Origin of the sequence: Roseibium sediminis, assembly GCF_008711325.1 — a bacterium.
Lineage (GTDB): Bacteria > Pseudomonadota > Alphaproteobacteria > Rhizobiales > Stappiaceae > Roseibium > Roseibium sediminis.
Genome location: NZ_VXDB01000009.1, coordinates 159,077 through 184,226, shown reverse-complemented (window position 1 = coordinate 184,226; position 25,150 = coordinate 159,077). Strand labels below are relative to the sequence as shown.

Below are 25,150 nucleotides of genomic sequence, written 5' to 3'. Positions count from 1 at the left end.
CGAGTTCCCCCCGGGCAAACACCCGAGGGAACCATATGGGCTTACTCGACCTTGGAAAGCTGGTCGTTCATGGCTGCGACCGCTGCAGGACCATCCAGTTCACCATCAATATATTGGCGAACCACACGGTTGATCACCTGGCTGTTGATGATCTTGGACGCAAGGCTCAGCTGACCATCGGCAACGCCCCAGCGCTGGGCAACATCAAGCCCGCCAACAATCTCGTCGATCATCTCCTGTGCATAGAGATCGCCAAGCGGTGCCTTGCGATCCACGCCAACCGGCAATTTCGACCAGGCTTCGGTGAACGCAGTCGGGTTGTCGCTGGTGCCGCGACGGACCGGGAACTTGCCCTCAGGCGCGATGGAGAGTGTTTGGGTGTAGCCTTCGTCCATGGAGTATTTGACGAACTCCATCGCAGCATCCGTATCCGCATCGGACGTAATGCCGAAATAGCGAATGTCGCCCCAGGCCGCACCAGCCTCGTTGGACGGACCGGAGAAGTTCGTCACGATGCCGGTCTTGGACGCAAGTTCCGTTGAGGTCGGATCATCGTTGATTGTCGGCGGCGCGCTGTCGCGAAGACCGGCCAGTTCGTCCAGAATGAACGGTGACCAGATGATCATGGCGGCATCGCCTGCAAAATAAAGCTCGCGCGACTGCTTCCAGTAGAGATCACCGGGAGGCGAGGCCTTGGCCAGCTTCTTGTAGAAGTCCAGAACCTCGATGGTCTTGGCTTCATCAAGCGGCGCAAATCCGCCACTGGCTACCGGCGACACGCCATTGGCAAGGAACACATGCTCCAGAACCTGGCTCATGAAATTCTCATCCACCTTGGTTGCGGCAACAAAACCGAACATTTCAGGCGGGTTGTGAAGTTTCTCCAGCGCAGCTTCCACTGCAGCGTATGAGGTCGGCGCAGCAAGACCATTGGCGTCGAATAGGTCCTTCCGATAGACGATCATCTGCGTCCAGCCATCGACCGGAACCGAAGCATAATCGCCTTCAAAGGTTGCCATCGCCAGAGCGCCCTGAGCAAACGTGTCCTTGCCAAGAGCGGCGACAACTTCCGTGGCAGCTTCGGTGTCCAGAATGCCTGCCTCAGCCCAAGGCAGTGCATATTGCAAGGTGTGATAGATCACGTCCGGCAGATCGCCTGCAGCGAAGGCGGCTGTTGTCCGGGTGCCAAGATCACTCTCGCTAACCGGGATAACTTCAACAGCCGTACCGGTTTTCTTTTCAAAGTCCGCAGCCATTTCCTGCTGCTTGGCAAGGCGTTCGGGTTGTTCTTCGGTGGTCCAGAAGCGGATTGTATCCGCCTGGGCCATGGCGAGTGTCAATGGCAGGACCAGAGCGGTCGATGCCAGCAACTTGCTGAAATAGGTCATTGTTTTTCCTCCACTTTATTCTTCGCCCGCGAAACGATCGCGGCGATCTCCTCCGGCGTCCGCGTCATCGGCCCATGCGATTGACGGGCAACAAAAGTCGCCGGTCTGAGTTCGCGAAGGGCTTCCGGCGGAACACCATTGATCCGTTTGATGAGCAGTTCCGTCAGTCGGACACCTGCCAAATGCACATCTGCAGAAAACGTTGTCAGGGCGGGTGTCATCAACTCACCCTCCTCGATCCCGTCATAAGAAATCAGGGAAATGTCAGAACCGATCTGAAGCCCGCACTTGCGCGCTGCTGCATAGGCCCCAAGGGCCGCACGATCTATCGAACTGACAATGGCAGTGGGCGGTTGCTTAAGAGACAAAAGCTGAACAACCGCCTCGCCTCCCTCGTCCGGATTCAGCGCCGACCGTGACACCATGTCCGGATCAAATGGAATACCGACCCGCTTCAGGCCCGCCTTGTACCCCTCAAGCCGCAGCCGCGAATAGGTGTATTGGCGTCCACCCGGAATGAACCCGATCCGCCGATGGCCAAGATCATGCAGAAGCTCCACCGCATTCTGGGTCGCCGTTTCACTCGCAATATCAAACCAGGCGCAGCCATCGGAGTTGCCGGTACGGCCATACAGCACAAAGGGAACATGCGCTTCGCGAAGGAACGTGACGCGGCGGTCATCCCAAAGCGTACGGGGAACGATGAAACCATCAGCCTTGTGCTCGTCGGCAAGTTTGCACAACAGCCGCAGTGTGTCCTCATCACTGGTTGCCGTCGCCACGGTGATCGTCCAGTCCGCTGCAGAGGCAGCTTCCGAAATACCGGCCAGAAAGTCTGCCAGAAACGGACGATGACGATCGTGCTCGTTCAGCTGCAGGACCAGACCGATTGCCCGGAGCCGACCGGTTCGGATCGCCTGCGCATTGGCAAGTGGCCGATACCCGAGCGACTGCGCCGCCTCTCGAACACGCAATTGGGTGCTTTCGGATATATCGGGATAACCGTTGAGCGCCCGGCTGACCGTGCTCTTGGTCATGCCGAGCTCACGAGCAACATCATTTATTGTCACCCGATGCCGCCGAACATCAGACCTGACCTTGTGAACCCGTGTTTCCAAGACAGCTTTCCTCCCAATGAAGATTATTCAAGGTTCCGAAACCGGTTTCGGCAAGTGGTATTTTCACACTGTCGCTGATGACTGTTTGAACTACCCGGACAAACGGCAGCATTCACCGATCGATCTCTGCGTCACGTCTTCGAAGACAAATAGCCATTCGGTAAAGTGGTTCACAGCCCTCCAATTCGCGAGAGTTGTTCACGCAAACGTCTGTAGACGCTTGAGAATTTTACGCATACCTATTGGCTGAACAGGCGGATTTCAGTGGAAGGACAGAACTGTGAAAACAAGAACCGAGACAGATTCCTTCGGAGCGCTGGAAATACCGGAAGACAAGTATTTCGGCGCACAGACAGCGCGTTCCCTGATCAACTTCCCGATTGGCGATGAGAAGATGCCGACACCACTGGTGCATGCACTCGGCATCATCAAACAGGCGGCCGCGAGAACCAACAAGGCGCAAGGCAAACTCGATCCCAGGCTTGCCGACGCCATCGAAGAAGCGGCCAACGAAGTCGCCGAAGGACGATTTGACGACAACTTTCCACTCTCAGTCTGGCAGACTGGGTCCGGCACCCAGTCAAACATGAACGCCAATGAGGTAATTGCCAATCGGGCAATAGAAATTCTGGGCGGCAAGATCGGCAGCAAGTCGCCCGTTCATCCCAATGATCACTGCAACATGAGCCAGTCTTCCAACGATACGTTTCCAACCGCGATGCACATTGCCGCGGCGCGGGAAATTGTCGAAAAGCTGCTCCCTGCCCTCACACATCTGAAGACCACGCTCAAGCAGAAGTCCGATACGTGGTCTCACATCGTGAAGATTGGCCGGACGCATACGCAGGATGCAACGCCCCTGACCCTTGGACAGGAGTTCGGTGGTTATGCCGCGCAGGTCGAGAACGGAATAGGCCGCATCAAAACCACGCTTGAAGGCCTTCTTGAACTGGCGCAAGGGGGAACCGCAGTCGGCACCGGCCTGAATACAAAGACGGGCTTTGCCGAAAAGTTTGCCGAAGAAGTTTCGAACATAACCGGCTTGCCGTTTCGCACCGCTCCCAACAAATTCGAGGCACTGGCCGCCCATGATGCCTATGTCCATGCACATGGAGCGCTGAACACGGTTGCCATGTCCCTGTTCAAGATTGCCAATGACATCCGCCTGCTGGGGTCAGGTCCAAGGTCCGGCCTTGGAGAACTCTCCTTGCCGGAAAACGAGCCGGGGTCCTCGATCATGCCCGGAAAGGTCAACCCGACACAGTGCGAGGCGTTGACCATGGTCTGCACGCAAGTTCACGGCAACAATGCCACGATAGGCTTTGCGGGAAGTCAGGGGCATTTTGAACTGAATGTCTACAAGCCGGTCATGGTAAATGCCATGCTGCAATCGATCCGCCTGCTGGCTGATGCCTCACGCAGTTTTGCGGATCGCTGCGTTGCCGGAATTGTGGCGAATGAAGCCAATATCACCAATTTGATGGAGCGCTCGCTGATGCTTGTCACGGCGCTCGCTCCGGCAATCGGCTATGACAAGGCAACGGAAATCGCGAAAACGGCACACAAGAACGGCACGTCCTTGCGTGAAGAGGCGCTGCGCCTTGGATATGTAACCAACGAAGAGTTTGACCGGCTGGTCCAGCCGCGACAGATGATCAGTCCGTCTGACTAGAGCCCGGAAATGCCCTAAGTCCCAAAATCCAGATGCGGGATTTTGGGCAGGCTTTCACCCCGATAAGGCTTGATATCAAGCAGAGGGGTGCCATCGATGCAATCAAGCCCCCGGACATGCACCTTCCGACCGCTTATGCGCTCAAGACGCACGATGGATGTGCCAATCGGGTTAGGCCTGTTGGGCGATCTTAGGGCAAATGTGCCATAAGGCTTGCCCTTGCCCTTGGGCGTTTGCAAAAGAAAGTCCCGCGCAGCCTGATCAAGCCAGTATAGCACCTCAAGCTGGTCATAAGCCTCTACCCCTTTCAGAGCCGGCACCCACTCCTCGTCAAGTTCAAGAATGCACTCGGGCCCATCTTGCGTCCCCTGCCTTGGGCACTCTCCTCTGGTGAAGAACGGCGTATGGATCTTGCCGATGAAGCGGACGTGAGCGTCCTGTTTCGGCTGCACGTCTGCAACCACTTCTCCGGGACGAATGTCATCTCTTGTCACGATACCAACCTCATAGAACCAGCTGGGATACGGAAGGCGCGTAAAGCGCCTCTACGGCGGCGGCTGTTGCCCCAAGCGCCACTGCCTTGGCTCCCGCTGTCCCGATGAGAACCCTGTCTGCCCGATCGCTCTTGCCATCAAGACGCAAACCAAGCGGTAACGCCTTGTCCAGCAAGGCCTTAAGGAAGCCTGCTCCGATAATTCCACCCAGAAAAATCACTTCCGGGTCCAGCATCATCTCGATCATGTTGATCATCTGCCGCATGTGCGGCGCGACCTCTTCCATCCAGCGTTCAACAGCAGGATCGTTCTGGTCAAACAATTTTTCAGTTTGCCGGACGGACTCCGGAGAAGCCGGATCAATCCCCAAAGTTTCACAAAGCGCGTAAAGCGATAGATAGCGCTCCAAACATCCCCGGTTTCCGCAAAAGCATTTCGGTCCATCGTGCGCGATTGAAACGTGCCCGATTTCCCCCGCATTTCTCGCCGCTCCGCCGTAGAGACCGCCATTCAGCACAAACCCGGCGCCAAGGCCAATTCCGAATTGCACAAAGGCAAAGGAGGAATAGTTCCTGCCCCGTCCATAGACGTGCTCACCGAGGGCCGCAGCCGATGCGTCGTTTTGCAGAACGACCGGAAGGGACAAGGCCTCTTCAAGCCGGGAGAGATTATCCGCCGATCCGAACTCGCTGAAAGTGGCGGCGTCCGTATGTGTCGTGGCTGTCTTTTCCACTTCAAACGGCCCGGGCGCGGCAAGCCCGACACCAAACAGTTTTGGCCCGATATCGGCATGCGCCTGACGGAACTCCCCCATCAGTTTCAAAACGCAGGCATTTGCATTCTCGCAGGAAGACTGCTGAAGCGATTCGGACCCTTCCCAGACGATATCGCCCATGAGGTCACACGCCACCGCCGTTACCGATAACCGGTCAACGTGAAATCCCAGACTGTAGGCATGGTCCGCCCTGATCCGGACGTTCATGCCCGGATGCCCCCGTCCGACCGCCTTGCCAGCCGACATTTCGACCATGCCGCCCCGATGAAGCTCGGCCACGATATTCTGCACCGTCTGTCGGGAAAGAGACGTGATTTCAGATATTTCCGTCCGCCCAATCGGCCCTCTTGTGCGTATGATTTCCATAACCACACGGTGATTGTGTGTTTTGGCGCGCTTGAGATTGGTGCCGCTGGTTCGAAACGACGGGGTGATATTCGGTGCCTCTGTCATGAGGTCACTACAGCAGAAATTTATTTTTATATCAATTTGACAAAATAAAATAATTACGCATAGGTTGCTCTCGTAAAAATCAAAACCGGAGGGCGATATGACATCGTTGGGAAGACTTTTGTTCGGTTCCGCCATGGCAACCTTGGCCATGGCTCAGGCAGCGTCTGCAGAGACAAAGCTAAATGCACTTTTCATGAGCCAGGCCGCTTACAGCGAAGCTGACATCAAGGCCATGACGGAGAAGTTTGAAGCCGCCAACCCGGGCGTGAGCGTTGATCTGGAGTTCGTGCCTTATGAAGCCCTGCACGACAAGATCGTGGCCGCTTCTGGCGCTGGCGATGATGGCTATGACGTCGTCCTTTTCGACGTGATCTGGCCGGCGGAATTCGCAACCCGTGGCTTCCTGACCGACGTCACCGATCGCATTCCCGCTGACTATACCGAACAGGTATTCGACGGCGCATGGACGACGGTTGAGTATGGCGGAAAGCGCTATGGCATGCCGTGGATTCTCGACACGAAGTATCTCTTCTATAACGAGGAAATTCTCTCCAAGGCGGGCATCTCCGCCCCGCCGAAGACATGGAACGAACTGGCTGATCAGGCCCGCACCATCAAGGCCAAGGGCGTTCTGGAATATCCGCTGGTCTGGAGTTGGTCCCAGTCCGAAGCCATGATCTGCGACTTCACCACGCTGACGGCGGCCAACAACGGCAAGTTCTTCGAGGAAGGCGCACCGGTCTTCACCGTGGGCGGTGCCAAGGACGCAGTTTCCTTCATGAAGGCAACGCTCGACGAAGGTCTCACCAACCCGGCATCGCGTGAATATTTCGAGGAAGATGTCCGCCGCGTCTTCTCCAACGGCGAAGCCGCTTTTGCCCTCAACTGGACCTACATGAACGCTCTCGCCAACGATCCGGCAGAGAGCAAGGTCGCAGGCAAGGTGAAGGTCGCCCCTGCCCCCGGCGTTGATGGCAAGTCCGTTGCCTCCAGCGTCAACGGTTCCATGGGTCTGGGCATCCCGTCCAACAGCCCGCATGCCGACGAAGCCTGGGCCTACATCTCCTTCCTGACCCAGAAGGAAATCCAGGAGGACTATTCCAAGCTCAGCCTGCCGATCTGGAAGGCGTCCTATGACAACCCGAAAGTCACCGAAGGCCAGGAAGACCTGATTGCCGCTGCCAAGCAGTCAATCTCCGTCATGTATCCGCGCCCGCTGGTCCCTTCCTACACCGAAGTGTCTGACATCCTGCAGAAGAACATCCATGAAGTTCTTCTCGGTCAGGCCGACGTAGACGCAGCCCTTGCTGCTGCATCCGACCGCGTGAAGCGTATCCGCTAAGTCACACGGTTCGGAAGGAGGAGAACGAACATGCTTGGCCGACGCCAGTTACGAGAAAAATGGTTCCTGCTGGCGCCGGCCATGGCCGTCCTGGCGCTGATAACCCTGATGCCGCTCGCCAATACGTTTTGGCTGAGTTTTACCGACACAAGGATATCCGCGCTTCCAACGCCGACACATTTCATCGGCCTTGAAAACTACATCTATGCCCTGACCGATCCCGATTTTCAGGACGCCCTGTTCCGCACGCTTTATTTCACCGTCGTCTCCGTCGGGTTGGAAGGCGTGATAGGGGTCGCCATCGCGGTTTTGTTGAACCAGCAGTTCAAGGGACGCACGCTCCTTCGCGCGCTGATCATCCTGCCTTGGGCCGTCCCCACCATCGTCAATGCAGTGGCGTGGCGGCTGATCTATCACCCGGACTATGGCGCGCTGAATTCGATGCTCTATCAGCTCGGTTTCATCAGCGATTATCGCAGCTGGATCGGCGACCCGATGACCGCAATGCATATGGTCATCCTCGCAGATATGTGGAAGAATTTCCCGCTGGTTGCCTATGTGGCACTTGCCGCCCTGCAGACAGTACCCGGCGACCTGCTGAAGGCTGCCGCCGTGGAAGGGGCCAGCCCGTGGAAGCGCTTCTGGTCCATCACCCTGCCCTGGATCGCAGGCCCGCTGATGGTTGTCATGGTGCTAAGAACAATCGAAGCCTTCCGGGTCTTTGACATTGTCTATGTCATGACCGGTGGAGGCCCGGCAGATTCCACCAAGACCGCCAGCTTCTATGTCTATCAGGAATACTTCAACTATCTGCGAAGCGGCAGCGGCGCGTCCTATGCGGTGCTTGTCGCCGGCATCAGCGCAGTGATGATCCTCGGCTACTATGCCGCCGCCCGTCGGCAGTCTCAGGGAGGCGCAGCATGAGACGTTCGCTCCTGCAATCTGTCCTGCTCTATGCCTGCGTGGTCCTTGTCGCCCTCTTTACCGCCGGTCCCCTGCTCTGGCTGGTCACCATGAGTATCAGCGCCCCCACGGACTTGACCGAAGTGCCGCTGCGCTGGATCCCGTCCGAGGTTGACTTCAGCCGCTACCAGACCCTTCTTGATCTGAACGATGGCAGCGGCGAGCGCTTCCTGAGTGCCCTGCGGAATTCGATCCTGACCGCAGGTGGCGCAACCCTTCTGGCCCTGTTGCTGGCTGTCCCCGCCGCCTATTCCTTTTCCCGCCGAAATGCTTCGATGGTCCTGCTCTTTGCCTTTCTGGCAACGATCATGATGCCGCCGATCACCTATATCCTGCCGCTCTATTCCACTTTCTCCAGCCTTGGCATGCTCAACAAGACGCTGACGCTGATCGTGGTCTACACCGCCATGTTGCTGCCCTTCGCCACCTGGTTGATGAAGTCGAATATCGACGTCTTGCCGATCGAAGTGGAACAGGCTGCGTTCATGGAAGGCGCGTCGACTGCCTACACCATCCGCGAAGTGGTGCTGCCGCTCGCGCTTCCAGCCATCGCGGCAACGGCAATGCTGTCCTTTCTGGTCGCATGGGACGAGTTCTTCTACGCGCTCATCTTCACCAATGACCTCAGCGCAAAGACCCTGCCCGTCGCCATTGCCGACTTCTCGGCAGGTCGGGTGACTGATTATGGCGTCATCGCAACAGTCGGCGTGATGGCAACCCTGCCGCCTGCGATCCTTGCGATCTGCTTCCAGAAATTCATCGTTTCAGGCCTCGTGGCCGGATCTGTCAAAGGCTGACCCAGCAGCCGTGCATATTCAAAGAGGACCTGACAAACCCATGTCGGATCAACACATTCTCTCGATCAACAATCTGCAAAAACTCTATGGCGAAACCCATGTTCTCAAAGACATCAATATCGCCATGGACAAGGGCGAGTTTCTGGTTCTTGTCGGTCCATCCGGTTGCGGCAAGTCCACGCTCTTGAGCTGTATTTCCGGACTGACGGAAATCTCGTCCGGTTCGATCCATATCGCCGGAAAGGACAGAACCCATTGCGAACCGGCTGACCGGGATATCGCGATGGTCTTCCAGTCCTACGCGCTTTTTCCGAACATGAGCGTCGAGCGCAACATCGGCTTCGGGCTTGAGGTTCGCAAGGTGCCGGAAGCAATACGGAAGCAAAAGGTGGCGGAAGTCGCGGAGCTCTTGAAGATTGGTCACTTGCTGCATCGCAGACCTGCCGAACTTTCCGGTGGCCAGCGCCAGCGCGTTGCCATGGGCCGTGCCCTTGTACGCGATCCAGCCCTGTTTCTCTTCGACGAACCGCTGTCCAATCTCGACGCAAAGCTGCGGGTGACCATGCGCACAGAGATCAAGCGCATTCACCAGACAACGGGCGCCTCTATCGTTTATGTCACGCACGATCAGATCGAGGCGATGACATTGGCGACGCGGATTGTCGTGCTCAGGGATGGCATAATCCAGCAGATCGGCACACCGCAGGAAATCTACAACACCCCGGTCAATGCCTTCGTGGCCGATTTCATGGGCTCTCCCTCCATGAACCTGATGCGCGGCACTGCTGTTCGGCAGGACGGGAAAATTCGCCTCTCCATACCGACCCCAGGTGGATCCGTTCTGGAACTGGAAGATATGCGGACGGATTCCTCCGCAATCTCGGAGGAAAAACGCGATATTCTCATCGGCCTGCGCCCTGAAGCGATGACCGACACCCTCTCTGGGTCAAGAGATCCGGGCCAGATCGCAGACTGCATTCTTGATGTGGTGGAACCTGCGGGTGCCGACACCTATGCGGTGATCAATCTGGGAGGAACCGAGACCATTGCTCGTCTCTCTGCAGATGCGAATGTTCAAGCTGGCCAGACGGTTCCCATCCGGTTTGACCTCTCCAAAGTCTCCTATTTTGACGTCGATAGCGGAGCGCGCCTATGAACGCCTGTCAGGGTCTGGCTGCGGACATTGGCGGAACCAACACACGCCTTGCTCTCGTTGAAGATGGCAAGGTCTGCGAGGACACAATCCTTCGTTTTCGCAATGCCGACTTCGCCTCGCCAGATGATGTAATCAGCGCTTATCTCAGCGAACATGGAAATCCGAGCTGCCACTGGGCTGTACTGGCAATTGCCGCCCCTGTTCAGGGAACAGTCGTCCGGCTGACAAACCACGACTGGACGTTTGACGCCGACAGCCTGACACGCACCCTTGGAGGAGCGAAAGTTCGGTTCCTGAATGACTTTGAAGCTCTCGCCCACTCTATGGACAGGTTGACCCCGGAGCGCCTGATCAAGATCCATGGCCCGGATCACAAGCCCTTGCCCCGCCAAACCCGCCTCGTAGTTGGGGCTGGAACAGGTTTCAACGCCGCCGCGGTGTATCCTGCAGGAGATCATCGACATGTAGGCGTCGGCGAATGCGGGCACAGCACGCTTCCGGTCATCAACGAAGAAGAACTGCGCCTCTGGCAGTATCTGTCCCGCAACCGAGCCCGCGCCTCCAACGAACGCGCCTTGTCGGGAGCCGGTCTTCGGGAAATCTATGAGTGGTGTTGCCTTGAAGCGGGAGAAACTGCAGTCCCTTATTCCCCCGCCGATATATCTGCATCGGCAAGCACACGGACGGACAGGCTCTGCGTTGCAGCTGCAACAACCTGGACCACTTTGCTCGGCCGTGTTGTCGGCGACCTTGCGCTGGTCTTCATGGCAACAGGCGGTATTGTCCTTTGCGGCGGCGTAAGTCGCAGCTTGCGGGATTTCATCAAGAGCCCGGTTTTCGCGAACGCCTATTCGGCAAAGGGCCGCCAGTCGGAACTCGTTTCCGCAATTCCGGTCTGGCTGTTGAACGACGACTATGCAGCCCTGTCCGGCTGCGCTGCAGTGATGGCAGACTGAGTTTTTGAACAGGTGCTGCCAGCTTCATTGAGGCGGTGGTTCAGCGAGTGAAATCGGCATCTGCTTGCGCCGCTCGGCTGCCAGTTTGCGCTCGCGAAACCAGATGATCAGTCCGGCAGCAACGATGATGATCGCGCCGACGACGGCCCACGCATCAGGCACATTGCCAAAGACGACATAGCCCCAGAAGGTCATGTAGAGGATCAGGGAATAGCCATAGGGCATCAACACATTGGCAGGCGCATATCGCATGGCCGTTGTCAGCATCTGGTGCCCACCCCATCCAAAGAGGCCGATTGCCAGCAACAAGGCCCATTGGACGGCCGTTTCCGGCATTTGCCAGAGCAGGATGGCGGACGGCAGCAGGCCCACTGTTCCCACCAGTCCAGAATAGAACTGCATCGTGTCCGTCGCGACGGTATCGGCCAACATACGCGTCAGGATCGAATAAAACGCAAAGCTGAGTGCCGCACCGAGAGACAGGAAGATCGCCCAGTGAAAATCCTGCCCGAACGGGCGAATGGCAATCAGAACGCCGCAAAACCCGAAAGCAATTGCCGACCAGCGATAGATGCCAACCGGCTCCCGCAGCAAGGGCCATGACAGCGCACAGATCAGGATCGGCGCAGTGAACAGGATCGAGGCCGTCAGCGAGAGTTGGAGGTACTGGATCGCAATGAAGTTGAAGATCGTCGATCCGGCGAGGAAAACACCCCGCAAGAGAACAAGAAAAGTCAGCCACGGCGTCGGGCATTTCAGGGCGACCTTGCCCCGGCCAAGATAGCCAAGGGACACTGTGAAGTGCCCGAAATATCGCATGAAGGCGACCTGCAGCGGAGAGAGACCCGCAAGGGTCAGCCACTTGGAACTGGTGTCGATGCACGAGAACACCAGATAAGCCACCAGCATCAGGACAATACCTGTCAGAACCTTGTCGTCCGAGCCTCCTGATGCGCCGTCAGACATCAGGTCGAACTTTCATCCCGCTTGCTGCCAAAAAGCTGCGAAAAGAAATCAGCCTGTTCCGTGACATAGGTGTCTCCACGTCCTGCAGAAATTGCAAGACCAAGCGCCTGTCGGGGCCCGGCCACCATTACGCTTTCAACCTCAAGGTCCTCTGCCATCTTGGCATAGTAGCCAACATCCTTGCGAGCGTTGCGAACGGAAAAGGCCAGCATGTCGCGGTTACCGTCAATGGCATAGGCCTTGATGAAATCCATCATGCCAGAACGAAGCGGCCCGGCAGCCATAACATCGTACAGCTTTTGGCGATCTACGCCGGCCTTGTCTGCCATTGCGAAAGCTTCCGACATGGCATTGGCCGTGGTCATGGCGAAAAAGTTATTGATCAGCTTGATCGTATGACCCGTCCCCACCTCGCCAAGATGAAAGACGTTCTCGCCGAGATCCTTGAGCACCGGCTCCATACGATGGAACCCTGCTTCGTCACCCGAACACATGATATTGAGCTTGCCTTCAAGAGCGTGCGACGGCGTGCGCCCGAGTGGTGCGTCAAGATAGGTCACACCGACCGCGGCCATGTCGTGTGCGATGCTCTTGGTTGATCCGGGCAAGGAGGTTCCAAAATCGATGACTGTTGCGCCCGGCCGAACCCCGGCCAGAACCCCATTCTCTCCATAAACCCGAGCTTCCACGGACGCAGATGTATCGACACAGATCATCACGATATCGCTGCCAGCAGCCAAATCCCGGGCAGTCTTGACCTCACACGCCCCGCGGGCAACCAGTTTCTCGACATTCGTCCGCGACCGGTTCGCAACAACGCTCAACGCATATCCCTGATCGACCAGACGGTTGCACATGGCCGTTCCCATGAGCCCGAGGCCGATGAATCCGATTGAAGGTTTGCTCATGTAACTGCCTTTCAAGCTTTCAATTCAAGGATTAACGATCTCGCCGGTTCGCGACGCCTTTTGAATGGCAACAATGGCTTTGAGAGCGGCAAGACCGTCTCGTCCGCTGACTTTCGGCTCATTACAAAGCCCTTCGGCCAGATCGGCGAAATGGGTCAGTTGCTCTTCAAGTGGCGCGACCTTGGGCACGGAAAGACGTGTCTGGACAAGCGGGCGTGACCAGTTGCCTTGCCCGTGCTCAGCATCCTGCCAGACTTCCAGTCCGGGAAATTCAATGGAGCCGTTGGAACACCCGATCCTCCACGATGAAACCCCGGTTTCGGCAATATGCGGGTTCTCGCCGCAAGCCCCTTCAAAACTCCAGGGGCTGAGGGCTGCATCGGACAGGCAGATAGTCGCGATCACGCCGCTTTCGAACCGCAGGAGCACGCCTGCCGTGTCCTCGACTGCCGCCCCCCGCTGCGCATTGGATGTCATGGCCTGTACGTGCCGGACAGGCCCCAGAAGATGCAAAGCCAGATCCATTTCATGGATGAGATTGATCAGGATCGGGCCGCCATCGGAGCGCAGCCGCCAATCTCCCTGCTGAAAGTATTCCAGCGGCTTGCAGACAGCCCAGATCAGCGATGCCATCACCGGGACGCCATATGTGGCCTTGTCGAGGATCTCCCGCGCCTTGGCGACAAAAGGATGGTATCGACGATGATGGCCGATGAGCAGCGGAACACCTGCAGCCTCGAAGGCATCCACCAAGGATTGCCCCTGCTCCACCGTATCGGCTATCGGCTTTTCAATCAGGCATGGCCATCCACGCTCCGCGCAGGCCAGTCCGCCGCTCAGGTGCAGCCCGTTGGGCGTTGCGACAATTGCCGCGTCAATATCGCCAGACTGCAGCTCGTCTATGGTGCGCACCCACTGGCAACCAAGTTCAGCCGCCAGTGCCTCCCGGCGAGGATCAGGATCGACTAGGGCAGCAAGTGTCCAGCGATCGTGTTTGGCGGCTAGTCGCGCATGCCGCTCTCCGATGAGCCCGGCGCCGATGACGGCAAGCCGCAGCTTTCGGCCTTCACTCACATCACCGCTCCGATTTGCCAGGGAACGAACTCGAAGTCGCCGAGCCCCTGCGCTTCCGATTTCGACTGTTCACCGGAAGCAACCCGCAACAGGAGCTCATAAATCTCGCGGCCCTTTTCCTCCAGGCTGACCCCGTCCGTCAGCATCGCACCGGCATTCACATCCATGTCCTCGACCATGCGGTCATACATGGCAGTGTTGGTGGAAATCTTGATGCAGGGAGACGGTTTGGACCCGAAAGCAGACCCGCGCCCCGTAGTGAAGGCGACCAGATTGCACCCGGAAGCAATCTGCCCGGTTACCGAAGCCGGGTCATATCCCGGCGAATCCATGAAAGTGAAGCCCTTTGCGGTGACCGGTTCGCCATACTTGTAGACCCCGGTAAGCGGAGTTGTACCCCCTTTGGCGGCAGCTCCAAGGGACTTTTCGAGGATCGTCGTCAACCCACCCTTCTTGTTGCCGGGGCTCGGATTGTTGTCCATCGAGCCCTTGTTGCGCGCGGTGTAATCCTCCCACCAGCGGATCAGCTCGATCAGCTTGTCACCGGTCTTCCGATCCATGGCCCGTTGGGTCAGGAGGTGCTCGGCACCATAAATTTCCGGCGTTTCCGCCAGAACTCCGGTCCCGCCCTGCGCAACGAGAAGGTCACACGCGTAGCCAAGAGCCGGATTGGCCGTAACGCCAGACCACGCATCTGACCCGCCGCACTGAAGGGCGACCATAAGCTCGGATGCCGGACAGGGTTCACGCCGGGCTTCATTGACCAACGGCAGCATCGCCCGAACCTTTTCGATGCCCAGTTCAACAGTCTTTCGAAGGCCCGCAACGTCCTGAATGTTCATGGTCTGAAACAGCGGGCCCTTTTCGATGCCATAGGCTTCCAGAAGCCAGTCGATCTGGTTCATCTCGCAGCCAAGCCCGACCATGACGACCCCGCCATGATTGGGGTGACGTGCATAGCCCCACATGACCCGTTGAAGCGCCGAGAACCCGTCACCCGACCCGGCCATGCCGCAGCCGGTTCCATGCACAAAGGCCACGACCCCATCCACATTGGGATAGGCCGCCATTTCTTCAGGGCCAAAGGCTGCTGCAATCATGCGGGCAGCGGTGGCAGAACAGTTCACGGAGGTCAGGATCGCAATGTAGTTGCGCGTCCCGACCCTGCCATTGCTCCGCCGATATCCCATGAAACTGTCACGGCTTGTGTCCGGAACCATGGCAACCGGACGAAGGTTCGTTGAGAACTCGTATGACCCGGAGACATTGCGGAACTCGACATTATGCGTGTGAACATGAGCGCCGGCTTCAATGTCCTCAGCCGCAAAACCGATCACCTGAGCGTATTTTCGCACCGCCTCCCCGCGGGCTATCCGAGAAAGGGCGACCTTGTGTCCGGACGGGATCGGCTCAAGCGTAGCTCCCCCGCCCAAGGCTTCGCCAACTTCCAGCCGCTCCCGCGCGACTGCAACATTGTCACTGGGATCAAGTTGTATTGTTTTCATGATGTCTCAGGCGCAATAAGGGCCACTGGCATCCCAGCGGTGTTGGGCAATGAACGGGGCAGCGGCGAGCCGGTCACGCGTGTCTTCCCACATGCGTTTCCACTCCCGCCAATCCTTCAGTTCTGAGCCAGGATTGGACCTGGACCGGGCAACAAAGTCCGGAAAATGGCTGCGGCCGGTCGGCTGGCCGGTCACATTGTAGCGAAGATCAAACGACCAGCGGTAACCGTCGGACTGGTTTGAAAGCGACCCGTGCGGGGTCAATGGGTGGAAGATAACGGCCCCGCCCGCCTTCACCGGCAGCGGAACGGCATTGTCCTTTGGCAGAAACGGATCGGCGATCCCGACCTGCGTTTTCGTGCAATGCGGCAGCATTTCCGTATAGGAACCGCTGGCGACCTGCAGGCACCCATTTTCGATGGTCGCATCGGTTATTGCGAGCCAAACCGTGACAAAGGTTGTGTCATCAGCCTCGGGCAAGGTGACGCCCTTGTCCTGATGCCAGTCGGTCGCAATCACGTGGGCCCGGCTTTCGGACGCCGCCACGGCACGCTGAGGCGGCTTTATCCGCACATGCTGGATCGGATTGGAGGTGATTTCCGGCCCAATGAGGCTCTCCACCGCGTCCAGAATGCCCCGGTTGGTCACGAGATCGAAAACCCCCGGTCCGAAATGCATCGGTGTCTCCGCGGTAAAGTTGCCTTGTGGCAGGCTGATATCAAAGGGCTGATACCAGTCAAACCCGCCCTTGTAGGCAATATCGAGCTTGTCCCAGAAGGTCATCCCGGCATGGGCCGGTTTGACCTTACCCTCGTCCACCCACCGCTCATAGAGATCATCCATGAGCGCGGAGTATTCACGCTTCACCCCCTCAAGGGTTCGTGGGTCCACCAGGTTTTCAACGACGAGGTATCCTTCCCGCGTGAAAAATTCGACCTGATCCTGTGTCAACATGGCCTGCCCTCCTCAGAGCAGAATGGTGATGATGTTTGGCCAGATCAGCAGAACCGTCAAAGCCAACAGCTGAATGCAGATGAACGGCAGGAACCCCTTGAAGATATCCGTGAGCGAAATATGCGCAGGCGCCACGGACTTCAGGTAGAACGCAGCCGGACCAAAGGGTGGCGACAGGAAGCTGACCTGCATGTTCATGCAGAAGAGAACGCCGAACCACACCGAAAGATATTTCGGATCAAGCGTGCCGATCAGGCCGATCTCTTCGATGGGAAGACGCTGAACAATTGGCAGGAACACCGGAATGATCAGCAGAACAATCCCGACCCAGTCCATGAACGCGCCCATGAAGAGCAGGATCAGCATCATGGTCAACAGAACCACCATTGTCGGCATGTTTGAGCCAACAATGAGGTCCGCAACATACTGAGGTCCCCCTGCAATCGTGTAGGCCCCGGCAAGCGTTGCCGCACCAATGGTGACCCAGATGATTGTGCCGGTGGATTTGAGCGTCCGCATCAGGCTGTCCCACACCAGATCGAAGCTGGCTTCACCGCGAATGACGGAGAGAACAAAGACCGCGACAACACCCATGCCGGCCGCTTCCGTGATGCCGGAAATGCCGCCATAAATCGAGCCGAGCACTACCCCGATAACGATGATCGGCGCCACCAGCCCCTTGCCCATGCCCCAGGCTATTTTCGTGCGATCACGGCCAAAGGCAAAGAAGATGAGAGCAAGGGCAATGACGACTTGCCCCCCCAGCCAGGGAAGATATTCGACCGTTCCCAGAGTAATCGGGTCCACACCTTCAACGACAGCATTTTGGCCGGTCACAGTGAAGAACAGAGCCCTGAGGAACAGCGCACCGGCAAACCCGGCCCAAAGAACCGAGAGGAACGCCCCGAACAGGGCCCATTTTTCCGCCCCTTCCGGATCGCCCTCCTTCTTCTCGGGCAAGGGAGCCAACTCCGGGTTCATCTGCGTGCGCACGATGATGTAGATGATGATGAAGCTGGCCAACATGAAACCGGGAATGAACGCGCCCGTGAAGAGGGCCTTGATCGAGGTTTCCGTGATCAGGCCATAGATGATCAGCACGATCGATGGCGGGATCATGGTTCCGAGCGAACCGGAGGCGCAGATCGTTCCGATGGCGAGGTTCTGGTTGTAGCCAAGACGCAGCATTTGCGGCAGCGCGATCAGGCCAAGCAGAACAACTTCACCGCCGATAATGCCGGACATTGCAGCCATGATGACGGCCATGACGGACGTCACAATAGCGATGCCGCCACGAACGCTGGAGAGCCAGATATTCAGCGACGAGTACATGTCCTTGGCGATGCCGGAGCGTTCCAGCAAGGAGGCCATGAATATGAAGAGTGGAATGGATATCAGGACATAGTCCGTCAAAAGCCCGTATATCTTCTGGGCAAGAATGTTCAGTGGCCCTGTTCCGAAGCGTCGGGTCAGGAGCCCCTCCCCAAAGCTCAGCGGGTCTGTCAGCAGGGACGGTTCGAACTTCATGACCAGCACGAGGACGGCCAGAATTGCAGATGCCATGCCGAGCGGCATGCCGATGGCCAAGAGGAACATCAGCCCCAACAGCAGGACCAGGGAAATCGTACCAATATCCATCAGGCTTGCCTCGAACCGGTTGATTGAATTGAACTACGGGTCACGTCCTGATCGTCGATCCCGTCGCTGCCGACCGCAGCCCTCAGCCGTGCAAGTTCATCGGCATCAATATCGTCTGCAGCAGTGTGAATTTCGGGTTCTGCATCCCAGTCCCGGATGAGGTTCGCGACGGCTTGCACAGCAACCAACATGACCACGATCAGAATGAGCGGTTTTTCCGTAGCCGGAATGGGCGGATCAAACGCTGTTCCAAAGGTTTCCCAACGCAGAAACTTCGCCTGCGCCTCGCCAAAGCCGCCCCATACGAGCGCAAAGGCAAACACCATGATCAAAATGGTAGAAATTGTATCACAGGTCCGCTGCAGCCAGCGCGGCATCAGGTCATAAAGCAGGAAGATCCGGATATGGCTGCGCTGCTGCATGGCATAAAGGCCCGCCAGCACAAAAATGAAACCGGCCATCCAGAGCGACATCTCGTTCGCCCAAAGCGTTGGTCTTTCAAAGGCATAGCGAAGAACCACCTCATAGACCATGACCGTCACCAGCAGCACGATCAGCAACATCGTGACGCGGCCAATAAACACGGACAGGCGATCAAAGACGCCCCAGTCCATAAACTCCATGGAAGCACGTCGCACTGTCATGGTGCCCAGAACCAGAAAAATGGGCAAGGCGACCAGAGCAATCCAGTCGAGCGCATTTGCAGCCGGATAACGGGCTGCAAGCGCATCAAACTGGTCTCCCCAGCCGAATGCCATGATGTAGCCCGGGCCATTCCAGATCACCCACCCTGCACTGATAATGAAGGCGAGCGGAACCAGCCACTCCAGGACGCTGTGTGTCCGGTGTTCCATACCCATTTTCCCTGAAAAGCGTTGAGTGTGTCAGGCCCCGCCAAAACGGGGCCCAACTGTCTTACGACATCACCAAGGACGCAGCTTACTTGGACACAAGGCCAAGCTGCCCGAGGTATTCCAGATGGCTTGCAACAAGGGCTTCGGCTTCCGGCGTTGTCGCAAACTCCGGCCATGTGGCCTGAGCCGCATCACGGAAGGCCTGCAGATCTGCAGGAGACCATTCGTAGATGTTCACACCATCAGCCCGGAGCTTGGCAACGGCTTCCGCATTCGCCTTTTCAAAGGTCAGAGCGGTCTGAAGCGCTAGGGACTCCATGGCAACAGACATGATGCGGCGATGAGCTTCCGGCATTGCGTCCCACACTGCCTTGTTGCAGGCAAGGTGGTCGGAAGGCATGGAGTGGAAGCCCGGGAAGTTGGTGTGCTTGCCGATATCATACAGGCCCAGACCAACGTTGTTGGCGATACCCGACGCATCGGCACCATCAATGATGCCGGTTTCAAGCGCGGTGAAGATTTCGGTAAAATCCATCACGATCGGCTTGGCACCCAGCTTTTCGAAGATCTTGGTTTCCATGCCCGGAGGCGAACGGAATTTCCAGTCCTTCAGGTCGGCAGGACCTGCAATCGGCTTGGTGGACGCAAGGCTTTCCTGACCGTAAACCCACCAGCCAACGAGCTGCATGTCATACTTGTTGTAAAGCTTCTGGGCCGCATCTAGACCGCCACCGTAGTAGAGCCAGCTCAACTGCTGATACGGCGTGGAATACCCACCCATGATGTCGCCGACAAACTGGAAAGCCGGGTTTTTGCCGGTCTGGTAACCACCACCGGTCATATCGCAATCAAGGATACCTGTTGCCGCAGCATCAAAGGTTTCAACGGACTTCACGACGGACGAAGAGTAGAACATCTCGATTGAGATTTCGCCATTCGACATGGTCTGAACATTATCGACATACCGCGCCGCCAGCTTTCCCGAAACAGTTTCCGGTGCATAGTGCGTCTGGATCCGGAGATTGGTTGACGCAGCATCGGCAACACCCGAAAGCGCGACCATTGCAGCTCCAGCCAACAGGCCCTTGGAAATATTATTCAGCATCCTTCTTCCTCCCTAGGTTGCTTCAATTCCAGTCTGTCGTCATCCAGGCCTCCCAGCCTGTTTGCCGACCAGATCACTCATGTGCAGTTACCGGGCCAAGGTCGATTTTCCTTCCTGCCCCGTAGACGGTGTGTCGCAACTGCGTTCAGCCAGACAACGCATAAGGTTTGCCTCGGCATCCTCCAGCGATGCAATCATGGCCTTTTCGGCCGCTTCCGCATCGCCCTGTTTGATATGTTCGTAAATGGCACGGTGCGTCGGCACATCCTTGAAACGGTGCCCCGGCGGATAGTTGGTCAGCCGCATACTGCTGATCAAAGTCGACAGGATGATCCCTTCAAGCGCCACGAAGAACTCGTTCTCGGTCGCGCGCAGGATCGAGCGGTGAAACTGGGCGTCCGCCTTGACAAACCCCTCACCGCTTCCCGCGTTTGCCTCCATCTCTTCCAGCCAGTGACGGATTTCCGAGACGGATTCCTCATTGGCATGACGTGCAGCAAGTGCGGCGGCCTTCGGCTCGATCGCCTGCCTCAGTTCCAGAAGCTTGAAGAGACGCTTGTCGGTATCGGCTGCGGTCTGGCTCCAGGCCATGACATCATGATCAAGAAGTCCCCACTGGCTCGTCGGACGGACCCTTGTTCCGATCCCCCGGCGGACCTCAAGGAGCCCCTTTCCAACCAGTATCTTCACTGCATCGCGGATAACGGATCGGCTGACCTGATACTTTCCCGCCAAGGACCCTTCGTCCTCGACAAGATCTCCAGGCTTGTAGTGATGGGCAACGATCTGCTTGCCGAGATCGGATGCGATCTCCAACGCGAGGCTGGGAGCAGCAAACTGAGCAAGTTTAAGATCGTAGTAGCTCATATCCATCCACTGAGTGAAACATCTTATGTTACCCTTGGTCAATCCGGAACATCATATGTTTCGACGACCTGACCCGAACACACCGGTCATATTGAATTCGGCCCCCCCAATGCGCGACGCCATTCGCGGATCTGAGATCGATCCCTGATACGCAACCAAACGGACTATTTTGGTCCGACCAAAACAGATTTGAACCAGCGACGCTACGGCATGTCAAGCAGTTTAAATCGATTGAAGCCCCTGACAAATCTCACAATCAGGGCCTGAAGCCAAAATGTCCAGTACTTCCAATTGAAACATCATATGTTTCCTTGCGTCACCCTAATTCCCGTTATAGCGTTCAAGACGGAAGGCGCATCGGGCAGTCCGGCATCCTGCCTCAAAGAATCGAGTGACTGACCACCGATCCGCTCACCTTGGGAGGAACAGCAAAGATGAAAGCTGGAGTGATCGGCCTCGGCGATATGGGCAGTGGCCTCGCTAAAAATCTGATAGCGAACGGATTTGAAACAACGGGGCTCGACCTGTCCCCGCAACGTATGAGCGCCTTTGAGGACATGGGCGGACGGCCCGCGACATCGGTGGCCGATGTCGGAGCCAATTCCGATGCGGTCTATGTCATGGTCATGAATGGGGATCAGGCCAAGGCCGTGATCCTTGGTGAAGGCGGTTTGACCTCTTCGCTCAAACCCGGCAGCGCCGTCATTCTCACAGCCACAATCAAACCCCGCGAAGCCCGTGAGATCGGCGCTGCGATGGATGGCTCGGGCATCCATCTCATCGACAGTCCGGTGTCTGGCGGCTTTCCGGGCGCTCAGGGCGGCACACTGACCATGATGGCCGCTGCGCCGGATGCGGTTCTGGACCGGTTTGCCCCGGTAATGGAAGCCGTGTCCGCAAACATTCACCGGGTTGGAGACAAGCCGGGAGACGGACAGACCGTGAAGGCCTGCCTCCAGTCCCTCATCGGCGCGCAGTTCTCCGCCACTTTCGAGGCGGCGGCCCTCGCCGCCAAGGCCGGAGTTTCGGGCGATGTGCTGCTGAAGGTCTTCTCCACCTCCTCTGCCGGCTGCGGTGTGGTCAACAACGCCTTGCAGAAGATCATCGACCGCCAGTTTGAAGGCACCGGCAGCCACATCAACACGATGCACAAGGACCTCACGATCTCCATGAACCTTGGAGAGGAGCTGGGCGTCCCCTTGCATACCGCAGGTTCTGCCATGCAGATTTTCCACGCTGGGCGCACGAAATATCCAAATGGCGACAACTGGGTCTGCACCCGTGTCATCGAGGACATCGTCGGTGCGGAACTACACCGGGACGGTGCCCGCAAGACCGGGGGGAAATGAGCCATGAAACTCGGTGTCATTTGCGACGGCATCAGCCGCGATCTGAAACACGCAGTCGATGTGATGGATGAGTTTGGCCTCGACTATGCCGAACTCCAGTTTGTTGGTGACAAGGAAGTCGGCGACCACTCCGCCGAGGAAATCCGCGAGATCGACAGACTTCTGCGGGACCGTGGCAAGCCCGTGTCCTGCCTCTCCCGCCATATCTTTGCCGGCATGACAACGGCCAATCGTCCGGGCGATGAGCTTCACACAAAACACATGGATGCCCTGAAACGGGTCATCGACATGGCCCACATAGTCGGCTCGCCGCTGGTGCGCATCATGACCCAGAAAAAGGAGCAGATCCTGTGGGGCCACAATGGCGCCGAACAATGGAACGTCGCCAAGGGAGCTTGGGACACCATGCCGCCGATGATCGCCCCTGCCGTGGAACTGGCCAGGAAGGAAGGCGTCATTCTGGTGGTTGAGACCGGAAACGGCACGATGGTCAATTCCAACTACACGGCCAGAAAGCTGATCGATGACCTCGACGCCAAGGACACGCTTAAGGTCCTGTGGGACCCGGCCAACAATTGCTGGTGCCACGAGCGCGCCTATCCCGAAGGCTATGACGAGGTTCGCAGCGGCTATCTCGGCCATGTCCACATCAAGGATGTGCAGGTCGACACGCCCCGCGCCACACTGGAAGTCCGGCGCATGGGCGAAGGCCAGCTGGCTCCGCTTTTCCAACCTATGGCAGATGCGCTGAGGGCTGATGGCTATGACGGGGTGATCTCCTTTGAGAGTGTCTACCACCCTGGTAACGGCAATTTCGAGGATGGTTTCCGGCTCGGGATCGATCGCTTCAAGAAGATATTCGGATAGCTGACAAGGGCTGTAACCCTGTTGCCGCGCCCTCTCTGGATAAGCCGGTGTTTTTCGCCACGGTGAATGAATTCCGGCTATTCTCCCGCAGCCGAATCTCAATTCGTCCACACAGCCTTGATCAAACGGGCAAGACCGGCAGAAGTCGGCGCGGGAGGATCATTTGAACATTCTTTTCATCATGTACGACCAGCTGCGCTTCGACTATCTCAGCTGCGCTGGTCACCCGACATTGCAGACCCCCAATTTCGACCGCGTCGCAAAGATGGGCGTCCGCTTCACCAACGCCTATTGCCAGTCGCCGATCTGCGGTGCATCGCGCATGAGCTTTTACACCGGGCGCTACACGTCCAGCCACGGGGCCATGTGGAACGGCTTTCCCCTGCGTGTCGGTGAAATGACCCTTGGCGATCACCTTCGCGACAACGGCATGGACTGCTTCCTGATCGGCAAGACCCACATGAAGGTCGACAAGAAGGGTATGGAACGCCTCGGCCTGTCACCTGACACGATGATCGGCGCGCGGCAGACCGAATGCGGCTTTGACGCGATCATTCGCGATGACGGCCTGTGGGGCGAAGGCCCGGACGGCTTTTACGATGAAAAACGCTCGCCCTATAACGAGTATCTGAAATCAAGGGGCTACGAGGCCGAAAACCCGTGGTCGGATCACGCCAATGCCGGGATTGAAGGCGATGAAGTCGCCTCCGGGTGGATGTTCAAGAACGCCGACAAACCGGCGAACATTCGCGAGGAGGACAGCGAAACCCCGTGGCTGACGAGCGAAACCATCCGCTTCATGGACGAGCAAAAGGCCAAGGGCGCTCGCCCCTGGTGCGCCCATGTCAGCTATATCAAGCCACATTGGCCCTACATCGTCCCCGCCCCTTATCACGACATGTATTCCACCGCCGACATGATCGATGTCGCGCGCGACCCATCCGAGCGCGACAATCCCCATCCCGTTTTTGCCGCCTATATGAAGGGCAAGGTGGCATCAGCGTTCCAGCGCGATGAGGTGCGGGAAAAGGTGATCCCGGCCTATATGGGCCTGATCAAGCAATGCGACGATCAACTGGGCCGCCTGCTGGATCATCTGGAGGCGACTGGCGAGCTGAAGAACACCATGATCGTGGTCACCTCAGATCATGGCGACTATCTCGGCGATCACTGGCTGGGCGAAAAGGACATGTTCCACGACCCGTCGGTGAAGATCCCGATGATTGTCTACGACCCGCGAAAGGAAGCCGACGCAACGCGGGGCAAAACATGCGATGCGCTGATGGAAGCCATCGATCTGGCCGCAACCTTCGTGGAAGCAACGGGCGGCAAGGTGCCGGACCACATCATTGAGGGCCGCTCCCTCCTGCCCTGGCTCCATGGCAAGACGCCCGAATGGCGTGACTATGCCATCAGCGAATACAACTATTCCCAGACTTCCCAGCGGCAGGAATTGTGCGTTTCCATCCGCGATGCGCGGCTCTTCATGATTTTTGACGGTCGCTACAAGATGATCCACGCCGAAGGCGGCTTCCGCCCGATGCTGTTCGACTTGCAAGAAGACCCGAAGGAATATCGCGACCTCGGCTCAAGTCCCGACCACAAGGACGAGATCGATCGGCTCTATGACTGCCTTGCCGAATGGGGACGGCGCATGTCCCAGCGAGTGACGGTGTCGGACGAGGATCTGGCGAAGATGCGCAACGCCTCAGGCCGCCGCGGCATCCTGCCCTTCCTCTATGACGGAAGCGAAGTGCCGGAAGACCTCACCGCCAAATTCCGCGGCAAGGTGAAGCAGAAGTTTGTGGACTAGAATTTGGGGCAGCTTTTTGCTGCCCTGAGACTGCTGACAATGTTGGATGTTTCTGCTTTCGTCATGCTCGGGCCTGTCCCGAGCATCTGCAAACCTCTGAATTCATTAGATCCTCGGCACAAGACCGAGGATGACG

At 57.5% G+C, this 25,150-nt stretch carries 22 protein-coding genes; 9 read left to right on the top strand and 13 right to left on the bottom strand.

The window, feature by feature from the left end:
- Nucleotides 1-41 precede the first annotated feature (41 nt).
- A complete protein-coding gene (locus F0155_RS11315) occupies nt 42-1,388 on the bottom strand; it encodes an ABC transporter substrate-binding protein (protein ID WP_150524622.1) in 1,347 nt (448 codons plus the stop codon).
- On the bottom strand, nt 1,385-2,458 hold the full coding sequence (locus F0155_RS11310; RefSeq protein WP_280177001.1) for a LacI family DNA-binding transcriptional regulator: 1,074 nt from the start codon (nt 2,456-2,458) through the stop codon (nt 1,385-1,387). Before F0155_RS11310 ends, F0155_RS11315 begins: the two co-directional genes overlap by 4 nt.
- A gap of 328 nt (nt 2,459-2,786) precedes the next feature.
- Between F0155_RS11310 and fumC the strand changes: the two genes are divergently transcribed.
- Nucleotides 2,787-4,178, top strand: coding sequence for a class II fumarate hydratase (gene fumC, locus F0155_RS11305; RefSeq protein ID WP_150524620.1), 1,392 nt, complete (start codon nt 2,787-2,789; stop codon nt 4,176-4,178).
- A gap of 14 nt (nt 4,179-4,192) precedes the next feature.
- Here the strand turns inward: fumC and tsaA are convergent, their stop codons facing one another.
- Nucleotides 4,193-4,672: a tRNA (N6-threonylcarbamoyladenosine(37)-N6)-methyltransferase TrmO gene (tsaA, locus tag F0155_RS11300; RefSeq protein WP_204934439.1), complete on the bottom strand. Its 480-nt coding sequence runs from the start codon at nt 4,670-4,672 to the stop codon at nt 4,193-4,195.
- Nucleotides 4,673-4,682: 10 nt separating this feature from the next.
- Complete coding sequence (locus tag F0155_RS11295) at nt 4,683-5,900, bottom strand: ROK family transcriptional regulator (RefSeq protein WP_161599795.1); 1,218 nt, start codon at nt 5,898-5,900, stop codon at nt 4,683-4,685.
- 97 nt (nt 5,901-5,997) lie between these two features.
- Here F0155_RS11295 and F0155_RS11290 point away from each other — a divergent pair, with 97 nt between their 5' ends.
- Genes F0155_RS11290 through F0155_RS11270 form a run of 5 tightly spaced genes read left to right on the top strand, consistent with a single transcriptional unit; the run spans nt 5,998 to nt 11,114 of the window.
- On the top strand, nt 5,998-7,242 hold the full coding sequence (locus tag F0155_RS11290) for an extracellular solute-binding protein (protein ID WP_150524617.1): 1,245 nt from the start codon (nt 5,998-6,000) through the stop codon (nt 7,240-7,242).
- Between the two features lie 30 nt (nt 7,243-7,272).
- Nucleotides 7,273-8,166 carry a carbohydrate ABC transporter permease gene (locus tag F0155_RS11285; RefSeq protein WP_150524616.1) on the top strand — a complete coding sequence of 298 codons (894 nt, stop codon included), beginning with the start codon at nt 7,273-7,275 and terminating at the stop codon, nt 8,164-8,166.
- A complete protein-coding gene (locus F0155_RS11280; protein ID WP_150524615.1) occupies nt 8,163-9,002 on the top strand; it encodes a carbohydrate ABC transporter permease in 840 nt (279 codons plus the stop codon). The genes F0155_RS11285 and F0155_RS11280 overlap by 4 nt, the downstream gene beginning before the upstream one ends.
- Nucleotides 9,003-9,042: 40 nt before the next feature.
- Nucleotides 9,043-10,158 carry an ABC transporter ATP-binding protein gene (locus F0155_RS11275; protein WP_150524614.1) on the top strand — a complete coding sequence of 372 codons (1,116 nt, stop codon included), beginning with the start codon at nt 9,043-9,045 and terminating at the stop codon, nt 10,156-10,158.
- On the top strand, nt 10,155-11,114 hold the full coding sequence (locus F0155_RS11270) for a glucokinase (protein WP_150524613.1): 960 nt from the start codon (nt 10,155-10,157) through the stop codon (nt 11,112-11,114). Before F0155_RS11275 ends, F0155_RS11270 begins: the two co-directional genes overlap by 4 nt.
- Before the next feature lie 24 nt (nt 11,115-11,138).
- Here F0155_RS11270 and F0155_RS11265 read toward each other — a convergent pair whose 3' ends face one another.
- From F0155_RS11265 to F0155_RS11225, 9 genes are all read right to left on the bottom strand, one after another.
- The gene (locus tag F0155_RS11265) at nt 11,139-12,080 is read right to left on the bottom strand and encodes a DMT family transporter (RefSeq protein ID WP_150524612.1); all 942 of its coding nucleotides are present in this window, start codon (nt 12,078-12,080) and stop codon (nt 11,139-11,141) included.
- Nucleotides 12,080-12,988, bottom strand: a complete 909-nt coding sequence (locus F0155_RS11260; RefSeq protein WP_150524611.1) for an NAD(P)-dependent oxidoreductase — start codon at nt 12,986-12,988, stop codon at nt 12,080-12,082. The genes F0155_RS11265 and F0155_RS11260 overlap by 1 nt, the downstream gene beginning before the upstream one ends.
- A 24-nt stretch (nt 12,989-13,012) precedes the next feature.
- Entirely contained in the window at nt 13,013-14,062 is a 1,050-nt protein-coding gene (locus F0155_RS11255; protein ID WP_150524610.1) for a Gfo/Idh/MocA family protein, read from the bottom strand.
- A complete protein-coding gene (locus F0155_RS11250; RefSeq protein ID WP_150524609.1) occupies nt 14,059-15,567 on the bottom strand; it encodes a UxaA family hydrolase in 1,509 nt (502 codons plus the stop codon). The genes F0155_RS11255 and F0155_RS11250 overlap by 4 nt, the downstream gene beginning before the upstream one ends.
- 6 nt (nt 15,568-15,573) lie before the next feature.
- A complete protein-coding gene (locus F0155_RS11245) occupies nt 15,574-16,521 on the bottom strand; it encodes a phytanoyl-CoA dioxygenase family protein (RefSeq protein ID WP_150524608.1) in 948 nt (315 codons plus the stop codon).
- 12 nt (nt 16,522-16,533) lie between these two features.
- The gene (locus F0155_RS11240) at nt 16,534-18,159 is read right to left on the bottom strand and encodes a TRAP transporter large permease (RefSeq protein WP_150524607.1); all 1,626 of its coding nucleotides are present in this window, start codon (nt 18,157-18,159) and stop codon (nt 16,534-16,536) included.
- Complete coding sequence (locus tag F0155_RS11235; RefSeq protein ID WP_150524606.1) at nt 18,159-19,013, bottom strand: TRAP transporter small permease subunit; 855 nt, start codon at nt 19,011-19,013, stop codon at nt 18,159-18,161. The genes F0155_RS11240 and F0155_RS11235 overlap by 1 nt, the downstream gene beginning before the upstream one ends.
- 85 nt (nt 19,014-19,098) lie before the next feature.
- Nucleotides 19,099-20,118 carry a TRAP transporter substrate-binding protein gene (locus tag F0155_RS11230; protein ID WP_150524605.1) on the bottom strand — a complete coding sequence of 340 codons (1,020 nt, stop codon included), beginning with the start codon at nt 20,116-20,118 and terminating at the stop codon, nt 19,099-19,101.
- An 87-nt stretch (nt 20,119-20,205) separates the two neighbouring features.
- Complete coding sequence (locus F0155_RS11225) at nt 20,206-20,985, bottom strand: FadR/GntR family transcriptional regulator (protein ID WP_204934437.1); 780 nt, start codon at nt 20,983-20,985, stop codon at nt 20,206-20,208.
- A 434-nt stretch (nt 20,986-21,419) separates the two neighbouring features.
- Here F0155_RS11225 and F0155_RS11220 point away from each other — a divergent pair, with 434 nt between their 5' ends.
- The 3 genes from F0155_RS11220 to F0155_RS11210 all read left to right on the top strand — a co-directional run bounded on the left by F0155_RS11220 (nt 21,420) and on the right by F0155_RS11210 (nt 25,014).
- On the top strand, nt 21,420-22,334 hold the full coding sequence (locus tag F0155_RS11220) for an NAD(P)-dependent oxidoreductase (protein WP_150524604.1): 915 nt from the start codon (nt 21,420-21,422) through the stop codon (nt 22,332-22,334).
- Between the two features lie 3 nt (nt 22,335-22,337).
- Nucleotides 22,338-23,201, top strand: a complete 864-nt coding sequence (locus F0155_RS11215) for a sugar phosphate isomerase/epimerase family protein (RefSeq protein WP_150524603.1) — start codon at nt 22,338-22,340, stop codon at nt 23,199-23,201.
- A gap of 163 nt (nt 23,202-23,364) precedes the next feature.
- Entirely contained in the window at nt 23,365-25,014 is a 1,650-nt protein-coding gene (locus F0155_RS11210; RefSeq protein WP_150524602.1) for a sulfatase-like hydrolase/transferase, read from the top strand.
- Nucleotides 25,015-25,150 lie beyond the last annotated feature (136 nt).

Bases quoted from the DNA above. Each gene is read 5' to 3' on its own strand.
- F0155_RS11245 (WP_150524608.1), bottom strand. From the start codon at position 16,521: ATGTTGACACAGGATCAGGTCGAATTTTTCACGCGGGAAGGATACCTC.
- F0155_RS11235 (WP_150524606.1), bottom strand. From the start codon at position 19,013: ATGGAACACCGGACACACAGCGTCCTGGAGTGGCTGGTTCCGCTCGCC.
- F0155_RS11240 (WP_150524607.1), bottom strand. From the start codon at position 18,159: ATGGATATTGGTACGATTTCCCTGGTCCTGCTGTTGGGGCTGATGTTC.
- F0155_RS11265 (WP_150524612.1), bottom strand. From the start codon at position 12,080: ATGTCTGACGGCGCATCAGGAGGCTCGGACGACAAGGTTCTGACAGGT.
- F0155_RS11260 (WP_150524611.1), bottom strand. From the start codon at position 12,988: ATGAGCAAACCTTCAATCGGATTCATCGGCCTCGGGCTCATGGGAACG.
- F0155_RS11230 (WP_150524605.1), bottom strand. From the start codon at position 20,118: ATGCTGAATAATATTTCCAAGGGCCTGTTGGCTGGAGCTGCAATGGTC.
- F0155_RS11275 (WP_150524614.1), top strand. From the start codon at position 9,043: ATGTCGGATCAACACATTCTCTCGATCAACAATCTGCAAAAACTCTAT.
- F0155_RS11280 (WP_150524615.1), top strand. From the start codon at position 8,163: ATGAGACGTTCGCTCCTGCAATCTGTCCTGCTCTATGCCTGCGTGGTC.
- F0155_RS11295 (WP_161599795.1), bottom strand. From the start codon at position 5,900: ATGACAGAGGCACCGAATATCACCCCGTCGTTTCGAACCAGCGGCACC.
- F0155_RS11215 (WP_150524603.1), top strand. From the start codon at position 22,338: ATGAAACTCGGTGTCATTTGCGACGGCATCAGCCGCGATCTGAAACAC.
- F0155_RS11220 (WP_150524604.1), top strand. From the start codon at position 21,420: ATGAAAGCTGGAGTGATCGGCCTCGGCGATATGGGCAGTGGCCTCGCT.
- F0155_RS11290 (WP_150524617.1), top strand. From the start codon at position 5,998: ATGACATCGTTGGGAAGACTTTTGTTCGGTTCCGCCATGGCAACCTTG.
- F0155_RS11225 (WP_204934437.1), bottom strand. From the start codon at position 20,985: ATGAGCTACTACGATCTTAAACTTGCTCAGTTTGCTGCTCCCAGCCTC.
- F0155_RS11285 (WP_150524616.1), top strand. From the start codon at position 7,273: ATGCTTGGCCGACGCCAGTTACGAGAAAAATGGTTCCTGCTGGCGCCG.
- F0155_RS11270 (WP_150524613.1), top strand. From the start codon at position 10,155: ATGAACGCCTGTCAGGGTCTGGCTGCGGACATTGGCGGAACCAACACA.
- F0155_RS11250 (WP_150524609.1), bottom strand. From the start codon at position 15,567: ATGAAAACAATACAACTTGATCCCAGTGACAATGTTGCAGTCGCGCGG.
- F0155_RS11315 (WP_150524622.1), bottom strand. From the start codon at position 1,388: ATGACCTATTTCAGCAAGTTGCTGGCATCGACCGCTCTGGTCCTGCCA.